Origin of the sequence: Streptomyces sp. NBC_01276, from assembly GCF_041435355.1 — a bacterium.
Classification (GTDB): domain Bacteria; phylum Actinomycetota; class Actinomycetes; order Streptomycetales; family Streptomycetaceae; genus Streptomyces.
The window spans coordinates 3400692-3416611 of sequence record NZ_CP108442.1 but is presented as its reverse complement, the minus strand read 5'-3'; the positions used below and the strand labels follow the sequence as shown (position 1 = coordinate 3416611).

The window sequence follows — 15920 nt, the reverse complement described above, 5'->3', positions numbered from 1 at the left end:
CCGTGACAGCGCGGGCCACGCCCCGCACCCCGTCCCGCCCCAGGGGCGGCGTACCCCGCCACCGACGCGGGAGACGCCGCCCCGTCGGCGTTTTCAGGCCCCGTTGCTCCGGACGGCTCCGAGGAAGACGGTCCAGGCGGCGGGGGAGAGGGCGAGGGTGGTGCGGGGGGCGGGGCTGTCGGCTATGAGCACCCGGTCTTCGTGGGGCCTGGCCACGTATACGCAGGAGCTGCCTTCGGCGCAGTACGAGGACCGCTGCCAGTCGGGTTCGGGCACGGGCTTCCCCTCACAGGTTGCGGGCGATGTCATGGATCAGGTCGCGGGTCCGCCCCGGTGGCAGGGCGACCGCGTCGAGCCGGTCGAAGAGCATGCGGTACTTGGCCAGTTGGGGCTCGGCGTCGAGGAAGGCGAGCCCGTGCGACTGGTCCAGGTAGACGGTGTCGAGCCGGGGCACCGTCCCGTGGACGCAGTAGACGGACTGCCCGGATCCGGGGAACGTGCCCACCGAGAACGGAATCACGCGCAGGGTGATGTGGCTGCGCTCGCTCATGTCGAGCAGGTGCTTCAACTGGGCCGCGAAGACGGCCGGACCGCCCACGGCGATGCGCAGGGCGGCCTCGTGGATCGTCGCCCGGTACGGGGTCGGGTCGTCCTCGTAGAGGACCCGCTGCCGTCGGACGCGAAACGAGACGCGGTCCTCGATGCCGGGCGGGGAGAGCGCCGGAACGGCCTGCCGGAAGACCTCGCGTGCGTGTTCGGGCGTCTGGAGCAGTCCGGGGACGTGCACGGTGATGGCGTCCCGGAGCATGCGCCCGTGGTGCTCCAGCTCCGCGAGGTCCAGCCAGGCCGCGGGCAGCCGGTCACGGTACTCCTCCCACCAGCCGGCTCCCTTGCGCTCGCCGGTCATCGCGATCAGCGCGTCGACCAACGCGGTGTCGGAGCAGTCGTAGTGGCGGGCGAGGATGCGGATCCGCTCGGGGCTGACGCCGAACCGTGCGGCCTCCATGTTGCTGACCTGGTTCGGCTTGATGCCGAGGAGCCCGGCGGCCTCGGCGGACGTGAGCCCGGCGCGTTCGCGCATCCGGCGCAGCTCGGCTGCGAAGCGCAGTTGACGCGCGGTGGGGCTGCTGCGAATGGGCATCGTGCGTTCCTCCGCGAGGAAGTGTCACCCACACGAGTGGGCGTTGCCTGCATTTAGCGCGAAGCGCCTAACTCATTAAGCGAACCTCTCTATCGTTGCTGTCAGGCCACCGCCTGGAAGAACCCCGCTCGACGGAGCGACCTGGTCACCGGGCACCGCATGCACAGGGTCCAACTCTCCTCCTCGATCGGAGACTTCCATGGGCGCTACCGTAACTCCGTCCTGGGCCTACACCCTCCACCTCCCGCACGATCCCCGCGCCGCGGGCATCGCCCGGACCACCCTGCGGGCCGTGCTCCACCGCCACGGCATGACCGGTCTCGCCGACACCGCCGAACTGCTCACGAGCGAACTGGTGTCGAACGCCTACCGCCACACCCGCGGCCCCTGCGCGCTCCGGCTGCGGGCGATGGCCGCCGGGCGGCTGCGGGTCGGGGTCTGGGACACCGGTCCGGACATCCCGTCCCCCTTCGGCCCGGAACCGGACCGGGACGCGGAGGGCGGCCGCGGCCTGGTCCTCGTACGGCTCTGCGCGGACCGCTACGGCTCGTACCGCCTGAGCGGGGCGCACGCGGGGAAGCTGCTCTGGGTGGAGTGCGCTCCACCAGCCCTCTGATCCCGGGTGTGGACCGCACGCGGCGAGCGCCTCGGCCCATCGAGTCGGTGCCGACCGGTCATCCGCCGGGCACCGGTGTCCGCCCGGCCGCGTCCGTGACGCCCCGGCCGATGATGGCTACGGACGTCACCGGTGTGCCGGCCTTTCCCCAGGCGCTGTCCTTGAGCATCACGGTGCGTTCGCCGAGCAGGCGCAGGCTCTGCCTGTCGAAGATCCACTCGGTGCGCTCGCCGTTGTGGACGCGGGCGACGGCGACTCCCGGGCGCCCCGTGGCATCCGTCGCCTCGGGTACCAGCACGACGCCGGGGATGCGGGCTGCCGCGCGGTAGAGCGCGGCACTCACGCCGGGCGGTGCTTCGACCGTCCGCAGGAGGTCACCGATGGCGACGAACGCTTCCTGATCGGGGCCGGTGGTCGATCCCGAGTCCGAGCCGTGGTCGAGGCGGGCGTCTGCGTAGATCCTCTCCAGCAGCCGGCCGGGATCGGTCGGAAGGGACTCCAGGAAGCGGTAGGTGGGGCCGTTGAGGGTGGCCGTGTCCCTTCCCGGCGCGGGGTCGCTCTTCTCGCCCCGTGCGGTGCGCGTGAGCGTGCCGACCGATCCGTCGACGGAGACCCAGCGTTCGGCCGATTCATCTGTTCGGGATGCTCTCATCGCGCCCCCCTCGCTCTCGGAGAGGGCTGTGGAGTGTCCCTTCGTCCTGGTGTACAGGAACTGACCGTCCCGGATGGTCGGCGCTGGCACCGCCTGGGCTGCCACGGCCACGCGGTCCAAGAGCCGGACGGCCGCCGGTTCCGGCCGGGCGCTGGCGTGGTGCTCGTCGGAGCCGCTCACGCCGAGGGCGACGGCCAGGGCCGCCGCACAGGTGGCGGCCCCGGCCGCGAGGAACAGCGGCAGTCGGCGACGCGAGCGGGCCCGTGCGGGGAGCGTGCCGCTCGTCGTTTCGCGCATGAGGTGTTCTTTGATCCGCTGACGCCCGTGGAACGGCAGGTCCGCGTCGGAAAGCCCGGTCAGACGCCCGAGGGTCTCCGTGCGGTCGGTCGGGACGGGGCGTGCGTCGTCGGCGGTCACAGGTTTCCTTCCCGAGCGGTTCGAGACGCGGGGGCGCCTCGGGAGGCCCGCGGCTCAGCGAGGTGGGCGGCTGCGAGTTTGCGCAGGCGTGTGCGGGCACGGGAGAGGCGGGAGCGCACGGTGCCCACCGATACCCCGCAGGCCTGCGCCACCTCGTCATGGCTGAGACCGGACCACACGTGGAGAACGAGGATTTCGCGGTCCGCGCGCCGCAGCCGGTTCAGGACCGCCAGGGCGGCCGAAGCCCGATCGGCATCGGTGATGCGGGACACGACCGTGTCCGCCGGATCGGGAACGGTGCCGGGCGGAGGTAAGCGGGCCATGGCATCGCTGTGGCGACGTGCCGCCCGGCGAGTGTTCCGTATGACGTTCGTGGCGATCCCGAAGAGCCATGCCCGATGGCTGATCACACGGTCGAACGAATCGCGGAGCCGCCATGCCTCAAGGAAGGTGAGGGAGACGATGTCCTCGGCCCCGGCGCGGTCCGCGGTCATGCGGATGGCGTGGGCGTACACGGCTCCGGCGTGGGCATCGTAGATTTCCGCGAACAGTTGGTGGTCCACACTGGGTAGTGTCCGCAGCCGCCCACCCGTTGCATGTGACGTCCGTCACGCCGTCGCTTCGGTCCAGCGGTTGAGGATCTGGGTCTCGCCGTCGTGGGTGAGCCAGGTGCCGTCGCCGAGGGGGAGCAGGTAGCCGGTGGCGGGGGTGCCGGGGTAGGTGACGCGGTCGCGGACCTCCAGGGTGCGGGCGTCGAGCAGCCAGTGGCGGGACAGGGTCGGGTCCTCCTCGTCGTCGCAGTCGACGGTGGAGGCGATGACCGTGTCGGCGTCGACGAAGCCGCAGCCGTAGTCCCAGCAGGGCTGGTCCTCTCCCGCGTCGGCCGGGTCCGGGGTTCCCGTGGCGAGGACGTCACCGTCCAGCGTGTGCAGGCGCAGGTCGGTCCCGTAGTGCTCGACCGTGAGGAAGCCCCGGTGGCCCGGGTGGACGTCCATCAGGATGCGGTCCATCGACTCGTTGAGGTCCCAGTCGACCAGCTGCGTGCCGTCCCAGCGGGCCCAGTGGAGCAGGATGCCGTCCTGGCCCATGCCGATGGACAGGCCCATGTGCACGCCGTCGGGGTGGGAGAGGTGGTGCGAGCCGGCGGCGGCGCTGTCCAGGGGCAGGCGGGCCAGCTCCCGGCCGTCCCCGGCGTCGAGGACGACCCAGTGCTCCTGCTCGCCGATCACGACGTGGGCCCAGACGGTCCGGCCGTCGTCCGAGACCCGGCAGGACCCGTGTTCGAGGCCCCGGCACACCTCCTGCTCGTCCCCGGTGTGCGGGTGACCGAGCTCGGGCCCCCAGCAGTCGTGCCGGTACTCCCAGAGGGTCTCCCCTTCCGCGCCGACGGCCCGGACGGCGCGCTGGCCCGAGAACACGGCGTACGAGGCGTCCGGACTCACGGAGTGCACCCCGCGGTCCCAGCCGGGCCAGGGCAGCGGGAAAGTGGCGACCGGGGCGCGCCCGCCCGCGAAGAGCCCGTCCAGGTCGTGCACCTCCAGCTCGTGCCCGTGCGGCAGCAGGGCCCGGCGCGGGCCGCCCGCCCGGCTCTCGAAGCCGTAGCCGTTGACGAGGGCGCCCCCACCCGGCAGCACCACGGAGTCGCGCAGATGTACGGAGATCGACATGCCCCGAACGTAGCGACCCCCACTGACACCGGCCGCCCGCGCCCGTCTCAGGCCTCCACGCGCACCCAGGAGTCCCCGGCCCGCAGCCACAACACCCCGTCCCGGCCCTGACCGCAGTGCTTCACCACCGGGCCCGGCACCGTGACCCGTTCCTCGGCGACGGCCTCCAGAGCCCCGCCGACGAGGACGGCGCGGGTCAGGCTGACCGTGGGCCGGTCGTGATCACGGCAGCTCAGCACGACGCGGTCGCCGCGCACGGCGCAGCCGTCGATCCGGGCCGCCGGGCTGCGGAAGGTGGTGACTTCGCCGGTGGACGGCGTGATCCGGCTCAGGAAGGTCCCCTCGCGGCAGTACCAGGCCAGCCACACCCGGGCGCCCTCGGTGCAGCCGGTGAGACCCTCCACGGGGCCGGCGGGGAAGGGCGTACGGGGCGTCCAGACGGCGTCGCCCAGGCTGTTCCAGCCGGCCAGCGCGCCGCGGGACTCGGGGTGGTGGCCGAAGATGCCCTCGTCGCCGTAGGCGGTCCAGATCCCGCCGCGGCGACCGCCGACGACGACCTGGACGTCGTCACCGATGCAGAACGCGCCCTCGTGGCGCCCGTCGCGGTCGTACACGTACGCGTTGTCGGCCCAACGGCCCTTCCGGTCCTGGCCGGAACGGCCCGACACGAGGAGGAACCGGTCGCCGGGCAGCAGGGCGAGATGGCTGATGTGCGGAGGCACGCCCCGCACGGCCGCGCGCCGCTGGAGCCGCCCGTCGGCGCCGAACACCTCCAACTCGGCGTCGAACGGCTCCGGGGCACCCCACCCGACCCACCCGGCGATGTAGTCCGACCGCTTGAGCCCCCGCCCATCCACCCGCACCACGCCGAGCTCCCCCCGAGCCCCGACGCTCCACCACAATGCCCGCGCATCCCCGGCCGGCAGACTCCACACGGCAGCCAACTCACGCACAACCACAGCCGCACACCTCGAAGTACTCCGGGCCCCAACGGCACCCGAAGATCCCCACGTTACCTACCGGCCCGGCCCCGGCCTAGGGCGTTTCCGGGGCAGCCGGAGCGGCAGGCGCGGCGGCATCCAACGCCTGCAGGATCAGTTCCAGGTCCGCACACGTGGCGAGGCAGAACTCCTGATCCGCCAAGAGTCGGGACTGCGCCTCGCTGAAATTGTCCCCGCACCGCGCCGTCTCCTCAGTGAGGCGGACGGGAAGGATCAGCCAGTTCCTCTTGACCTTGAACCGCCAGTCGAGCTGGCGGGGCGCGTCGCGCACCGCTTCCTCGAAGACGGGCCTGAACTCGTCATGAGGCTCGATGAAACGCCAGCCCAGGTGTGCCACCTGCAGGTACCCGAATTCATGACGCTCGACAGGCATCCGGTACCAGGCGAGCGGGGCAAAACGCCTGAGGATTGTCAGTGCGTACCGGGTCCGATCTCTCGGGGCGTCGTTTTCGTCTCGTATGAGCATGCTCAGGTACCGTCCGTCCGGGGCTCTTCGTCGTGCCGGAACTGATCGAGCGCGTTGACCACTACCGAGAGCAGCTCGGCGTCCGTCACATCACCGGCTTCCCGGAACGCCGGGTCTATCGGGTAGTCGTCCAAGGCGTAGAAGACCTGATCCAGTCGGCGCGACAGGGCCTCCACGACCCGATCTCCTTCGTTCAGCGCCCTTCTCCGGCAACCCAGCCACGCCTTGGTGAATGCCGGCGGGGAGATGGCTCCCCGGGACAGATCTCCTATCAGACTCAGCTGCCGCCCGGTTGCCGAATCGTGTGGAACTTCTCCGGCTTTTTCCACACCCTCTTTCGGTCGGCGTGGACGAATGTCACGGACAGCATCTTCGTAGCGCAGGAGTTCCTCTAGGTCATATTTTCTACTGGTGCTTCCACGGGTGTGGCTGCACTCTCTGAGCTTCGCCTTTTCGTCAGGCGTAGTTGCCGAGGAGCGTGTCAGGAGATCAGGAAGGGGCATAACTCCCCGCATTCGGATGATTTCCCTGGTGGGGCCAGTGTCGTGGCTCCCCCCCCCCAGGATCCACTGCCCACTCCTTCGCTGGGAGTTCCAGCTGCCATGGCAAGTCGGGGCTGCATCGCGGGCCTAAGCCGCAGGTCTCCGCCGACGAGAGGAAGCGGTCACGTGGAGGGCCAGCTCGCCATTCTCCACATCTCTTCGAATTTGGCTGCTGATACTCGAGAGGCCAGGAACTCCGGCTGCAGCATGACGTCTTCAATCCTCCCGACAGGCACCTTGCTCAGCCCGATGTCTCTACTTTCGTGCCATTCGTCACTCTTCAGGAGGCGCCCGTCGGTGTACGTGTGTACCTTTCTGGTCTCATATCCATCCGAGCCGATCTCGCTGTAAATGGTCGTCGGATCCTCTGCTGAATCGTGCAGCCACTCAACTCTCCAGTACTCCATGGCCTAACTCTCCCCGTGGCTGATGATGCGTCCACTGATATTCAGCGGGCCGTCATTCAAGATCACGTAGACGTCGGGGCGCTCGACGGAGCGCATGACGGTCAGGTCGCTCACGTCGACCTCGATGTAGTGGGTGAATCTTTGACCTCCCCAAGGGGCGCGGATGAATGCGGATGACAGTTGGCCGAGTGTCTTTGTTCCAGGCTTTATGTCTGACAAGTGTTGACCATCACCGAATCTGGCATCCTTGGGGTTCTGTGCCTGTATTGAGGCTCTCAATTCCTCGCTTTCGCGTATCCCGTCATACCCTGCCTTGTTTGTGTAGTGGTAGAGGGTGTCGAGTTCTTCTGGTCGACCGCCACCGCGTCCGGCACGATGCCCCGCACCGGCGGGAACACCGTTCCGTCGGGGCTCGCGGGATTCAGCGCCACCCGCAGGGGGAGTCCAGCGCTCCCACGACCTCGTCCAGCAGTCGCGCACCGCGCACCCGGCGGAAGGCCCATTCGCGGTCCGCCTCGCCGCGGGCCTGCGCGAACCGGGACAGCGCGTCCTCGTCCGAGAACGCGCAGATCCAGTCCAGGCCGCCCAGCCCTGCCGTCCACAGACCGCCCGGCTCGTCGAGCGGTACGAGCACCACCCGGTCGCGGAACTCGGCCAGTTGCCGCCAGGCGCTCTGCCGCGCTTCGGCCACCGGATCGGCCGCCACCGGACGCGAGGCCGCCGCCTCGGTGCGCAGTGCGTCCCACTCTTCTTCGAACCCCACCCGAACTCCCCCCGAACCCATGCGAATCGAACGCACTTTTGCATGACGGGGTGGGAGGGGCAAATGTCGTGGTTCGGCGATGAGTACATCCGGCCAGGCGGGGCGTCCCGTGAAACGCCGCAGGGGGGTGGCGGGCCGTGTGGCCTGCCACCCCCCTGCGGGCGGGAGCGGGGGTCAGCCCTTGCTGACCGCCGTGAGGATCTCCGGGAGGGTGCGGGCCACCCGCGGGGCCGACAGGCGCAGGCCCGCCCAGGTGGACAGGGTGCCCCAGGCGATGCCGACCGGGAGGAGGATCCACCGCAGGCCGTGCATGTCGTCGGCGAAGTTGAGCCAGACCGACAGGACGATCACCGGGGAGCAGATCACCGCCGAGGCGAACATGCCGCTGAAGATGCCCATCCAGGCCAGGCCGGCCTGCCCCGGGGCGACGTTCTTGAAGGCGCCGTCCGACGGGATGGAGTACGGGTAGTGCGCGGAGGCCAGTGCGCCCGTGCAGAGCATCGCGCCCACCACGGCCAGGGAGAGGCCCAGGGCCCCCGGGAAGCCGGCCCAGTCGCCGAGCAGGGCGGCGGTGACGGCCGTGACCAGGGCCGTGTACGGGAGGGTGATCAGGGCCAGGGCGGCGGCGCGGGCGCGCAGTTCCTCGTACGCGTCACGCGGGCCGGAGATCGTCTGGGCGACCATCCAGAAGGCGGAGGTGTCCTGCCCGAACTGGTTGTACATCTGGATCCCGAGCATCCCCGCGCCGAAGCAGGCCAGGTACACGGACCCGGTGCCCTGAAGGGCGTTGAAGACCGGAATGATCAGGCCGACCGCCAGCCCGGTCACCCAGGCGGACTTCGTCTTCGGGTCGCGCACCACGTAGCGCAGGGTGCGCTGCATGGCCGCGCCCGTGCGCCCGCCCGGGAGGAAGGACCAGACGCCGCCCGCGCCGTCCCGCTCCTTGCGCGGCGTCGCGGCCGCGAGGGTCGAGCCGTCGGGGGTGACCATCAGCTTGGTCAGGCTGCGCTCCCAGAACCACAGCAGCCCCGCCAGCGCGGCCAGGGTCAGCACCAGCTGGCCGGCCGCCTCCGCGTACGCGCCCCGGCCGGCTGAGTCGACCATGCCGACGGCCGTCGCGGGCGGCAGCCACCGCACCACGGCCGCGGCCGGCTCCAGCTGGCCCAGGCCGCCCTGCTGGAAGAGCCGCTGGCTGCCGAAGTTGACCGCCTGCCCGCCGACCGCGATCAGCAGCCCGCTCAGCAGCGCGAGGTCGCGCCCCTTGCGGCTGGACAGCAGCCGTACGTTCGCGGTGGCCACGGCGCGGGCGAGCGCCACGCAGCCGAGGAGCAGCAGCGGTACGGCGACCACCGCCGCCACCGCGCCGGCCGCGCCGCGGGCCACCGCCACCACCGAGCCGACGGCCAGGCAGAGCGTGAACAGCGGGCCGATGCCGACGAGCGAGGAGGCCAGCAGGGCCCGTACCAGCGGACGCGGGCGCAGCGGCAGCATCACGAGCCGGCTCGGGTCGAGCGTCTCGTCCCCGGTGGGGAAGAACAGCGGCATGAAGGTCCAGCCGAGGGCCAGGAGCGCGCTCAGCAGCACGACGGCGGTGCCGGCGTGGGCGTGGCCGTGCAGCATGGACAGGCCCAGGGCGGCGAAGAGGCCGACGACGAGGCAGAAGACCAGGTTGCTGATCCAGACGGCCTTGCGCTTCGAGGAGCCCTTGAGGCCGTTGCGCAGCAGGGACAGCTTCAGCCGGACGAACAGCGGGGTGAGGGGGACCTCGGAGGCTCCGCTCACGGGGGCCGTCGTGGTCAGGGTGCCGGTGGCGCTCATCGTGCGCCGCCGAGCCAGTCGAGGGATTCCCCGGAGCCGCGGTTCTGCGCGCCGACGAGTTCGAGGAAGGCGCTCTGCAGGGAGGGCGCGGAGCCCCGTACGTCGGCCAGCGGGCCGGCGGCGCGGATCTGCCCGGCGGCCATCACGGCCACCCAGTCGCAGAGCGATTCGACGAGCTCCATCACGTGGGAGGAGAACACGACGGTGGCACCGGAGGCGGTGTACCGTTCGAGCACCCCGCGGATGGTCTGCGCCGACACCGGGTCGACGCCCTCGAACGGCTCGTCCAGGAAGAGGACTTCGGGGTTGTGCAGGAGCGCGGCCGCCAGGCCGATCTTCTTGCGCATGCCGGTGGAGTAGTCGACGACCAGCTTGTGCTGTGAGCCCGCGAGGTCAAGGACGTCGAGGAGCTGCGTGGCCCGCTTGTCGGTCTCCTCGCCGGGGAGCCCGCGCATCCGGCCCATGTAGCCCAGCAGCTCGCGGCCGGAGAGGCGCTCGAACATCCGCAGGCCCTCGGGCAGCACGCCGATGCGCTTCTTCACCTCGACCGTGTCGGCCCACACGTCGTGCCCGGCGACGATCACCCGGCCCATGTCCGGGCGCAGCAGCCCGGTGATCATCGACAGCGTGGTGGTCTTGCCGGCGCCGTTGGGGCCGACGAGTCCGATGAAGCGGCCCGCGGGCAGCTCCAGATCGATCCCCCCGACCGCCACCTGCTCGCCGAAGCGCTTCCACAGTCCCTCCACGCGTACCGCCGCGGTGGACGGCGCGGGTCGCGCGCCGTCCGTCCCGTTCGTGCCGCCTGCCGCATAGCCCTGGTCCGGCATGCGCCTGCCTCTCGTTCTCATCCCCGTTGGTCCTACTTTCCTCACCTTAGGAGGAGGGGGGAGAGGGCGGCAGTTACGTATGTCATGAACCGACGGACACGAATGTCAGGTGTCAGGCCTGGCGGCGCCCCCGGGCGGCCGCGGCCTCGCTGCCGCACGCGTACGCGAGGGCGTCGATCAGCTCCTCGGTGTCCGGCAGCCACCGGTTCGCCGGAGTGGGCTTACGGGCCCACTGCACCGGCCCCTTCCCGCCGAAGCGGGTGGGCGGCGCGGCCACGTACTCGCCCTCGCCCCGCGCGGCGAGGTCGATGGCGTGCGGGAGCCAGCCCAGCTTGCGCACCAGGTCCGCCACCTTCGCCCCGGCTCCGGGCAGGACGAAGAACAGCATCCGGTGACCGGGGGTGAGGGTGACCGGCCCGAGGGTGCGCTGCATCCGCTCCAGCCGCGCCAGTGCCAGGAAACCGGCGGAGTCGGGGACGTCCAGCACGTCGAAGGTACGGCCCGTCGGCAGCAGGATCGAGGCGCTCGGGTGCTTCGCCCAGATCCGGCGCACGCCGACCGCGCTGCCCGAGGCCAGCCCCGCCCAGTCCTTCACCGCCGGGTGCGCGCCGGGTGCCGGGCAGTCCGCCGCTCCGCAGGAGCACAGTTCACGGCCGTCGCCGGGCTCCAGCCACGTACCCGCGAAGACGTCCCAGTGCCGCTCTTCCGCGTACCGCACGGCATGGTCCACCAGCTGCTCCCCCCGCTGCTTGGGGATGGGTGCGGTCTCCGTGACTCCGATGGTCTCTTCCACGCCCATCACAACTCCCGCCGTCACCGGGGGTTACGGGCGTAAACCAGCCGGTGGGCGGTGCATCGATCCTGCACGTGGGGCGCACCGGTGCATGTACGGGGGCGCGTAGGAGGCCGGGGCGCGGCCGTTGGGTAACGACACGACGCAGAGACGAAGATTCTCCGCACATCAGGCGGGAAGTGATCATTCCAACGCTCTCCCGTGGCTTCAGGGGGTTTTCAATGGCAGCCAGGCCTCTCGTCGCCCGTCAGCCGAACGAACGGCTGCAGGCGCTCATCCAGGAAGCCGGGTGCTCCAACGCCGGGCTAGCCCGGCGCGTCAACATGTGCGGGGCCGAGCACGGCCTCGATCTCCGCTACGACAAGACCTCCGTGGCCCGCTGGCTGCGCGGCCAGCAGCCGCGCGGCCGGGCGCCCGGCATCATCGCCGAAGCCCTCGGCCGCAAACTCGGCCGGACCGTCACCATCGACGAGATCGGCATGGCCAACGGCAAGAACCTAGCCTCCGGGGTGGGCCTGCAGTTCTCCCCGACCGTCGTCGGCGCCATCGAGCAGGTCTGCGAGCTGTGGCGCAGCGACGTCGGGCGCCGCGACTTCCTCGCCGGTTCGAGCGTGGCCGCCTCCGCGCTCGTCGAGCCCAGCCGCGACTGGCTGATCACCGGAGCCGACCCGCAGGTGGCCCGCAACGGCGGGGCCCGGGTGGGGTTGTCCGACGTGGAGGCCGTCCGCGCGACGACGCAGGCGCTGACCGAGCTCGACCACCGCTTCGGCAGCGGGCACGTACGCCCCGTGGTGGTGCACTACCTCAACTCCGTGGTCTCCGGGCTGATCGGCGGCGCCTACCGGGAGCCGGTGGGGCGGGCCCTGTTCGCGGCCGTCGCCCGGCTCACCGAACTCGCGGGGTACATGGCGGTGGACACGGGCCAGCCCGGCCTGGCCCAGCGCTACTACATCCAGGCCCTGCGCCTGGCCCAGGCCGCGGGCGACCGCGCGTACGGGGGCTACGTGCTGGCCGCGTCCATGAGCCACCTCGCCGCCGAGCTGGGCAACCCGCGCGAGATCGCGCAGCTGGCGCGGGCCGCGCAGGAGGGCACGCGGGGGCAGGTCACCCCGAGGGTGGAGGCCATGTTCTACGCCGCCGAGGCGCGAGGGCACGCGCTGCTGGGCGACGCCCGCGCCACGGCGGTGCTGTCGGGGCGGGCGATCACGGCGCTGGAGCGGGCCGAGCCGGAGTCGGGGGACGACCCGGTGTGGATCCGGCACTTCGACCAGGCCTACCTGGCGGACGAGCTCGCCCACTGCCACCGGGACCTCGGCCAGGCCGAGGCGGCGGGCCGGCGCGCGGAGGAGGCCCTGCGCGGGCTGCCCGCGGGCAAGGCGCGCCGGCGGGCGATCGGGCTGCTGCTGCTGGCGGCGGCGCAGGTACAGCAGAGAGAGGTGGAGCAGGCCTGCCAGACGGCGACGACGGCCGCCGAACTGCTGGGCACGCTCAGGTCGAGGCGGGGTGCGGAGTACCTGGAGGACTTCCGCACGCGGCTGGAGCCGTACCGGGAGGAAGCGGCCGTCCGGGTGTTCGGGTCGCGGCTGGAGGTTCAGGTGGCCTGACGTGCCCGTGCCGGGACCGGGTAGCGTGGTCCGACGTTCCGTTGGTTCGGGAAGTCGGAGAAGGCAGAGGAGTCCCGGTGACGACGCAGAGCGGACAAGGGGGCGTCCCCCGGCCCGGGGCGGCGGATCCGGCACGGCCCGACGCGGCAGGCCCCGACGCGGACCCGGGGTACCCGGCGCAGCCGGGTCCGGGCGCGGGGGAGCCGTGGGGCGCGCCCGCGCCGTACGGGCAGCAGCCGCAGCAGCAGCCTGCGGCGTACGGGCAGGAGCAGTACGGAGGGCAGCCGCAGCAGGGGCAGGGGCAGCAGGGGGAGCCGCGGTACGGGCAGCCCCAGGGGCAGCCCGCGTACGGCTACCCGCCGCAGGGGCAGCCCGGCTACGGGTACCCGTCCGCGGGGCACGTCGTGGGTCCGGGCTTCGAGGGCCCGGGGCAGCCGCACGGCTACGGCTACCCGCCGCTGCCCGACGCGGCCACCCAGTACATCCCGCCGGTCCCGGCAGGCGGCGCGCACGCGGGAGAGGCGGCGACCCAGTACATCGCGCCCGTCCCGGCGGCCGGCGCGCACCCGGGCGAGGCGGCGACCCAGTACATACCGCCCGTCCCCGCGACGGGCGGGCATCCCGGTGAGGCGGCGACCCAGTACATCGCGCCGGTCCCGGCCGCCGGTCCGCACCCGGGCGAGGCGGCGACCCAGTACATACCGCCCGTCCCCGCGACGGGCGGGCATCCCGGTGAGGCGGCGACCCAGTTCATACCGCCGGTCCCGGCCGACGGCGCGCACCCGGGCGAGGCGGCGACCCAGTTCATACCGCCCGTCCCCGCGGCACCGGGGCCCCCGCCCGTCGAGGGCTTCGACGCGCTGTTCCGGGCCGACGAGGGCATCGCCGCGGCGCCCACCCAGCAGATGTCCCCCGTCCAGAGTCCGGCTCCCCGGCGTACGCCGCCGCCCGCGCCGCCCCAGCAGTACGCGCCACGCCGGCAGCAGCAGCCCCAGCCGCCCCACCACCACCAGCAGCAGCAGTACGCGCCCCCGCCCCCGCCGCCCTCCGCCCCGGCCCCGCGCCGGGTGCCGCCCGCCGTCATCGCGGCAGGGGTCGTCGGACTGGCCGTGGTGGGACTCGGGGTGGGTGCGCTGCTCAGCGACGGCAAGGCCTCGAACAGCGACCCCGGCGCCGTGGCCCCCGCGAGCACCGGCTCGGGCGCCTCGGGCGCACCGGTGGGGGAGGCCCCCGTGGACCCGGCCCGCCCACAGGCCGTCCAGCTGGACAAGCTCCTCGCGGACAGCAACGACAGCCGGGCCTCGGTGATCAAGGCCGTGGACGACATCAAGGACTGCAAGAACCTCGGTCAGGCGGCCCAGGACCTGCGCGACGCGGCCCGCCAGCGCGAGGAACTGGTCACCCGGCTCCAGGAGCTCAAGACGGACCTGCTCCCGAACCACGCGAAGCTCTCGGCCGCCCTCACCAAGGCCTGGAAGGCCTCCGCGGACGCCGACAACAGCTATGCGGACTGGGCGGACGACGCCGGCCACGACAAGGGCGGCTGCAAGGACGGCAAGGCCAAGGCCACCGACAACGCCTCCGACGGCAACAAGTCGAGCGGCGAGGCCACGAAGTCCAAGGTGGCGGCGGCGGCCCTGTGGAACCCGATCGCCGTCAAGTACGGCCTCACCCGCCGCGACACGTCCGAGCTGTGACCGGACCGGGCGATCAGGCCGAGCGGGGAGCCTGTTCCAGGGTCGAGGTCATGTCCTGGGCGGGCTCGCCGGGCTGGTCGACGATGCGGCCCGCCCGGACGATCTGGAAGCTGACCCGGCCGTTGACCAGGCGGGGGAAGCCGGCCACGGCCCGCATGTCCTGGTAGCGCCAGCTGAGGTCGGGGGTGAGGCCGGCCGTCTTGACGCCCTGGGACTCGTTGAGCGCGTGGGCCAGCTTGCGGGCCGTGACGTCCTCGTCCTTCTTGAAGCGCTGCACGACCTCGTTCAGCACGGTGTACGCGATCCAGGTGGTCTGCGCCCCGCTGTCGTCGGGGTCGACGGTGTCGTCGCCGAACGCCTGCTCGGTGATCACCTTCCGCATCGGGGCCCACAGAGGGTCGGTCGAGACCGGGTACCAGCTGGTGACGAACGAGCCCTCGAAGGGGCTCTCCTTGCCGCCGGTGCGGTCGACGAGGGCCTGGCTGACACTGCCGAGGACGGAGGCGATCTGCGGGTCGCGGTGCTGGGTGTCCAGGCGGCGGAAGGCGTCGAAGAAGGTCTCGGTGCGCTCGCCGAGGACGGCCGTGACGCAGGGCTTGCCCTCCTTGGGGGCGGAATCCTTGGCGCCGGCCCCGGCCCCGGCCCCGGCCCCGGCCCCTGCCCCCGCTCCGGCGTCCTTGGCCGTGCCGTCCTTGGAGCCCCCCTTCGGCGCCTCCTTGGTGTCCTTGGCCGGTCCGCCCGCCGATCCGTCGGCCAGCGCCTCGCGCGCCTGCGGGGTCAGGTCCGCGGAGTCCTCGGCGGCCCGGATGTCGGAGGCGTCCGGCATCTTGTTGGCCCGCAGCCCCGCGTTCAGCAGGACCGGCATGGAGTCCCCGGCGAGGGTGTCCGGGCGCACGAGCGACACCTGGGCGCAGGCCTTGCCGAGCTGGTGCCCGGCGCCGGCCAGCAGCGCGGGCTGGCCGCCGTTGACCGGGTAGGACAGGGGGCTCTGGAACTCCTCGGAGGAGACCCCGTAGCCGCCGATGAAGGGGATGCCCTCGGCCTCCAGCGGGGCCATGAAGGCGCGTCCGTGCTGGCTGTACGAGCCGACGACGGCGATGGCCTTCTCGGCGATGGCCTGGCGGGCGCAGTCGGCGGCGCCGGTCGGGGTGTTCTTCTCGTTGCAGGTCAGGACGCGCAGCTTGTGGCCGTGGATGCCGCCGTTGGCGTTCACCCAGCGCTCGTAGGCCTTGGCCATCCCGGGCATTCCCGGCATGTTGGTCGCCTTGGTGCCCATCGGGGCGAAGGTCATGACCGTGAGGGTGCCCCCGGAGCCCCCCGAGCCCCCGGGGAGCACCCCGCACGCGGTGGTGAGACACGCGCCCACCGCCGAGGCAAGGAGCAGGCGGGATAGGGCAGTTGCGCGTCGGCGATTGGTCATGTCCACCGACCATTCCGCTCGCCGGGGAACTGGATGGTGAGGTGTACACAACATCGGGTGACGCCCAGGTGAATTGCCGGGGGGCAACC

The 15920-nt window shown here is 71.9% G+C and carries 18 protein-coding genes; 3 read left to right on the top strand and 15 right to left on the bottom strand.

Annotation, left to right across the window (positions count from 1 at the left end):
- Positions 1–93 precede the first annotated feature (93 nt).
- Positions 94–276: a DUF397 domain-containing protein gene (locus OG295_RS14915; protein ID WP_371677330.1), complete on the bottom strand. Its 183-nt coding sequence runs from the start codon at positions 274–276 to the stop codon at positions 94–96.
- A gap of 10 nt (positions 277–286) precedes the next feature.
- Complete coding sequence (locus tag OG295_RS14910; RefSeq protein WP_371677329.1) at positions 287–1141, bottom strand: helix-turn-helix domain-containing protein; 855 nt, start codon at positions 1139–1141, stop codon at positions 287–289.
- Positions 1142–1340: 199 nt separating this feature from the next.
- Here OG295_RS14910 and OG295_RS14905 point away from each other — a divergent pair, with 199 nt between their 5' ends.
- Positions 1341–1757, top strand: coding sequence for an ATP-binding protein (locus OG295_RS14905; RefSeq protein WP_371677328.1), 417 nt, complete (start codon positions 1341–1343; stop codon positions 1755–1757).
- 58 nt (positions 1758–1815) lie between these two features.
- Here OG295_RS14905 and OG295_RS14900 read toward each other — a convergent pair whose 3' ends face one another.
- The 12 genes from OG295_RS14900 to OG295_RS14845 all read right to left on the bottom strand — a co-directional run bounded on the left by OG295_RS14900 (position 1816) and on the right by OG295_RS14845 (position 11116).
- Entirely contained in the window at positions 1816–2826 is a 1011-nt protein-coding gene (locus tag OG295_RS14900) for a CU044_5270 family protein (RefSeq protein WP_371677327.1), read from the bottom strand.
- Positions 2823–3389: an RNA polymerase sigma factor gene (locus OG295_RS14895; RefSeq protein WP_371677326.1), complete on the bottom strand. Its 567-nt coding sequence runs from the start codon at positions 3387–3389 to the stop codon at positions 2823–2825. Before OG295_RS14895 ends, OG295_RS14900 begins: the two co-directional genes overlap by 4 nt.
- A gap of 45 nt (positions 3390–3434) precedes the next feature.
- Entirely contained in the window at positions 3435–4493 is a 1059-nt protein-coding gene (locus OG295_RS14890; protein WP_371677325.1) for a hypothetical protein, read from the bottom strand.
- A 47-nt stretch (positions 4494–4540) separates the two neighbouring features.
- Positions 4541–5359: a hypothetical protein gene (locus OG295_RS14885; RefSeq protein WP_371677324.1), complete on the bottom strand. Its 819-nt coding sequence runs from the start codon at positions 5357–5359 to the stop codon at positions 4541–4543.
- A gap of 169 nt (positions 5360–5528) precedes the next feature.
- Positions 5529–5960, bottom strand: a complete 432-nt coding sequence (locus tag OG295_RS14880; protein ID WP_371677323.1) for a hypothetical protein — start codon at positions 5958–5960, stop codon at positions 5529–5531.
- Positions 5961–5962: 2 nt separating this feature from the next.
- Entirely contained in the window at positions 5963–6463 is a 501-nt protein-coding gene (locus OG295_RS14875; RefSeq protein WP_371677322.1) for a hypothetical protein, read from the bottom strand.
- A 161-nt stretch (positions 6464–6624) separates the two neighbouring features.
- On the bottom strand, positions 6625–6909 hold the full coding sequence (locus OG295_RS14870; protein ID WP_371677321.1) for a hypothetical protein: 285 nt from the start codon (positions 6907–6909) through the stop codon (positions 6625–6627).
- A 3-nt stretch (positions 6910–6912) separates the two neighbouring features.
- Positions 6913–7389, bottom strand: a complete 477-nt coding sequence (locus OG295_RS14865; RefSeq protein ID WP_371677320.1) for an HYD1 signature containing ADP-ribosyltransferase family protein — start codon at positions 7387–7389, stop codon at positions 6913–6915.
- Positions 7331–7672: an SseB family protein gene (locus tag OG295_RS14860; protein WP_371677319.1), complete on the bottom strand. Its 342-nt coding sequence runs from the start codon at positions 7670–7672 to the stop codon at positions 7331–7333. Before OG295_RS14860 ends, OG295_RS14865 begins: the two co-directional genes overlap by 59 nt.
- A gap of 174 nt (positions 7673–7846) precedes the next feature.
- On the bottom strand, positions 7847–9490 hold the full coding sequence (locus tag OG295_RS14855) for a transporter (RefSeq protein WP_371677318.1): 1644 nt from the start codon (positions 9488–9490) through the stop codon (positions 7847–7849).
- The gene (locus OG295_RS14850; RefSeq protein ID WP_266840863.1) at positions 9487–10317 is read right to left on the bottom strand and encodes an ABC transporter ATP-binding protein; all 831 of its coding nucleotides are present in this window, start codon (positions 10315–10317) and stop codon (positions 9487–9489) included. Before OG295_RS14850 ends, OG295_RS14855 begins: the two co-directional genes overlap by 4 nt.
- 112 nt (positions 10318–10429) lie before the next feature.
- Positions 10430–11116, bottom strand: coding sequence for a bifunctional DNA primase/polymerase (locus OG295_RS14845; RefSeq protein WP_371677317.1), 687 nt, complete (start codon positions 11114–11116; stop codon positions 10430–10432).
- Positions 11117–11331: 215 nt separating this feature from the next.
- Here OG295_RS14845 and OG295_RS14840 point away from each other — a divergent pair, with 215 nt between their 5' ends.
- Positions 11332–12714 (top strand): transcriptional regulator, encoded by a 1383-nt coding sequence (locus tag OG295_RS14840; RefSeq protein WP_371677316.1) that lies wholly within the window; start codon positions 11332–11334, stop codon positions 12712–12714.
- A 77-nt stretch (positions 12715–12791) separates the two neighbouring features.
- On the top strand, positions 12792–14411 hold the full coding sequence (locus OG295_RS14835; protein ID WP_371677315.1) for a hypothetical protein: 1620 nt from the start codon (positions 12792–12794) through the stop codon (positions 14409–14411).
- 13 nt (positions 14412–14424) lie between these two features.
- On the opposite strand, the gene OG295_RS14830 is transcribed toward OG295_RS14835, so the two are convergent.
- Complete coding sequence (locus OG295_RS14830) at positions 14425–15831, bottom strand: ABC transporter substrate-binding protein (protein WP_371677314.1); 1407 nt, start codon at positions 15829–15831, stop codon at positions 14425–14427.
- Positions 15832–15920: the final 89 nt, after the last annotated feature.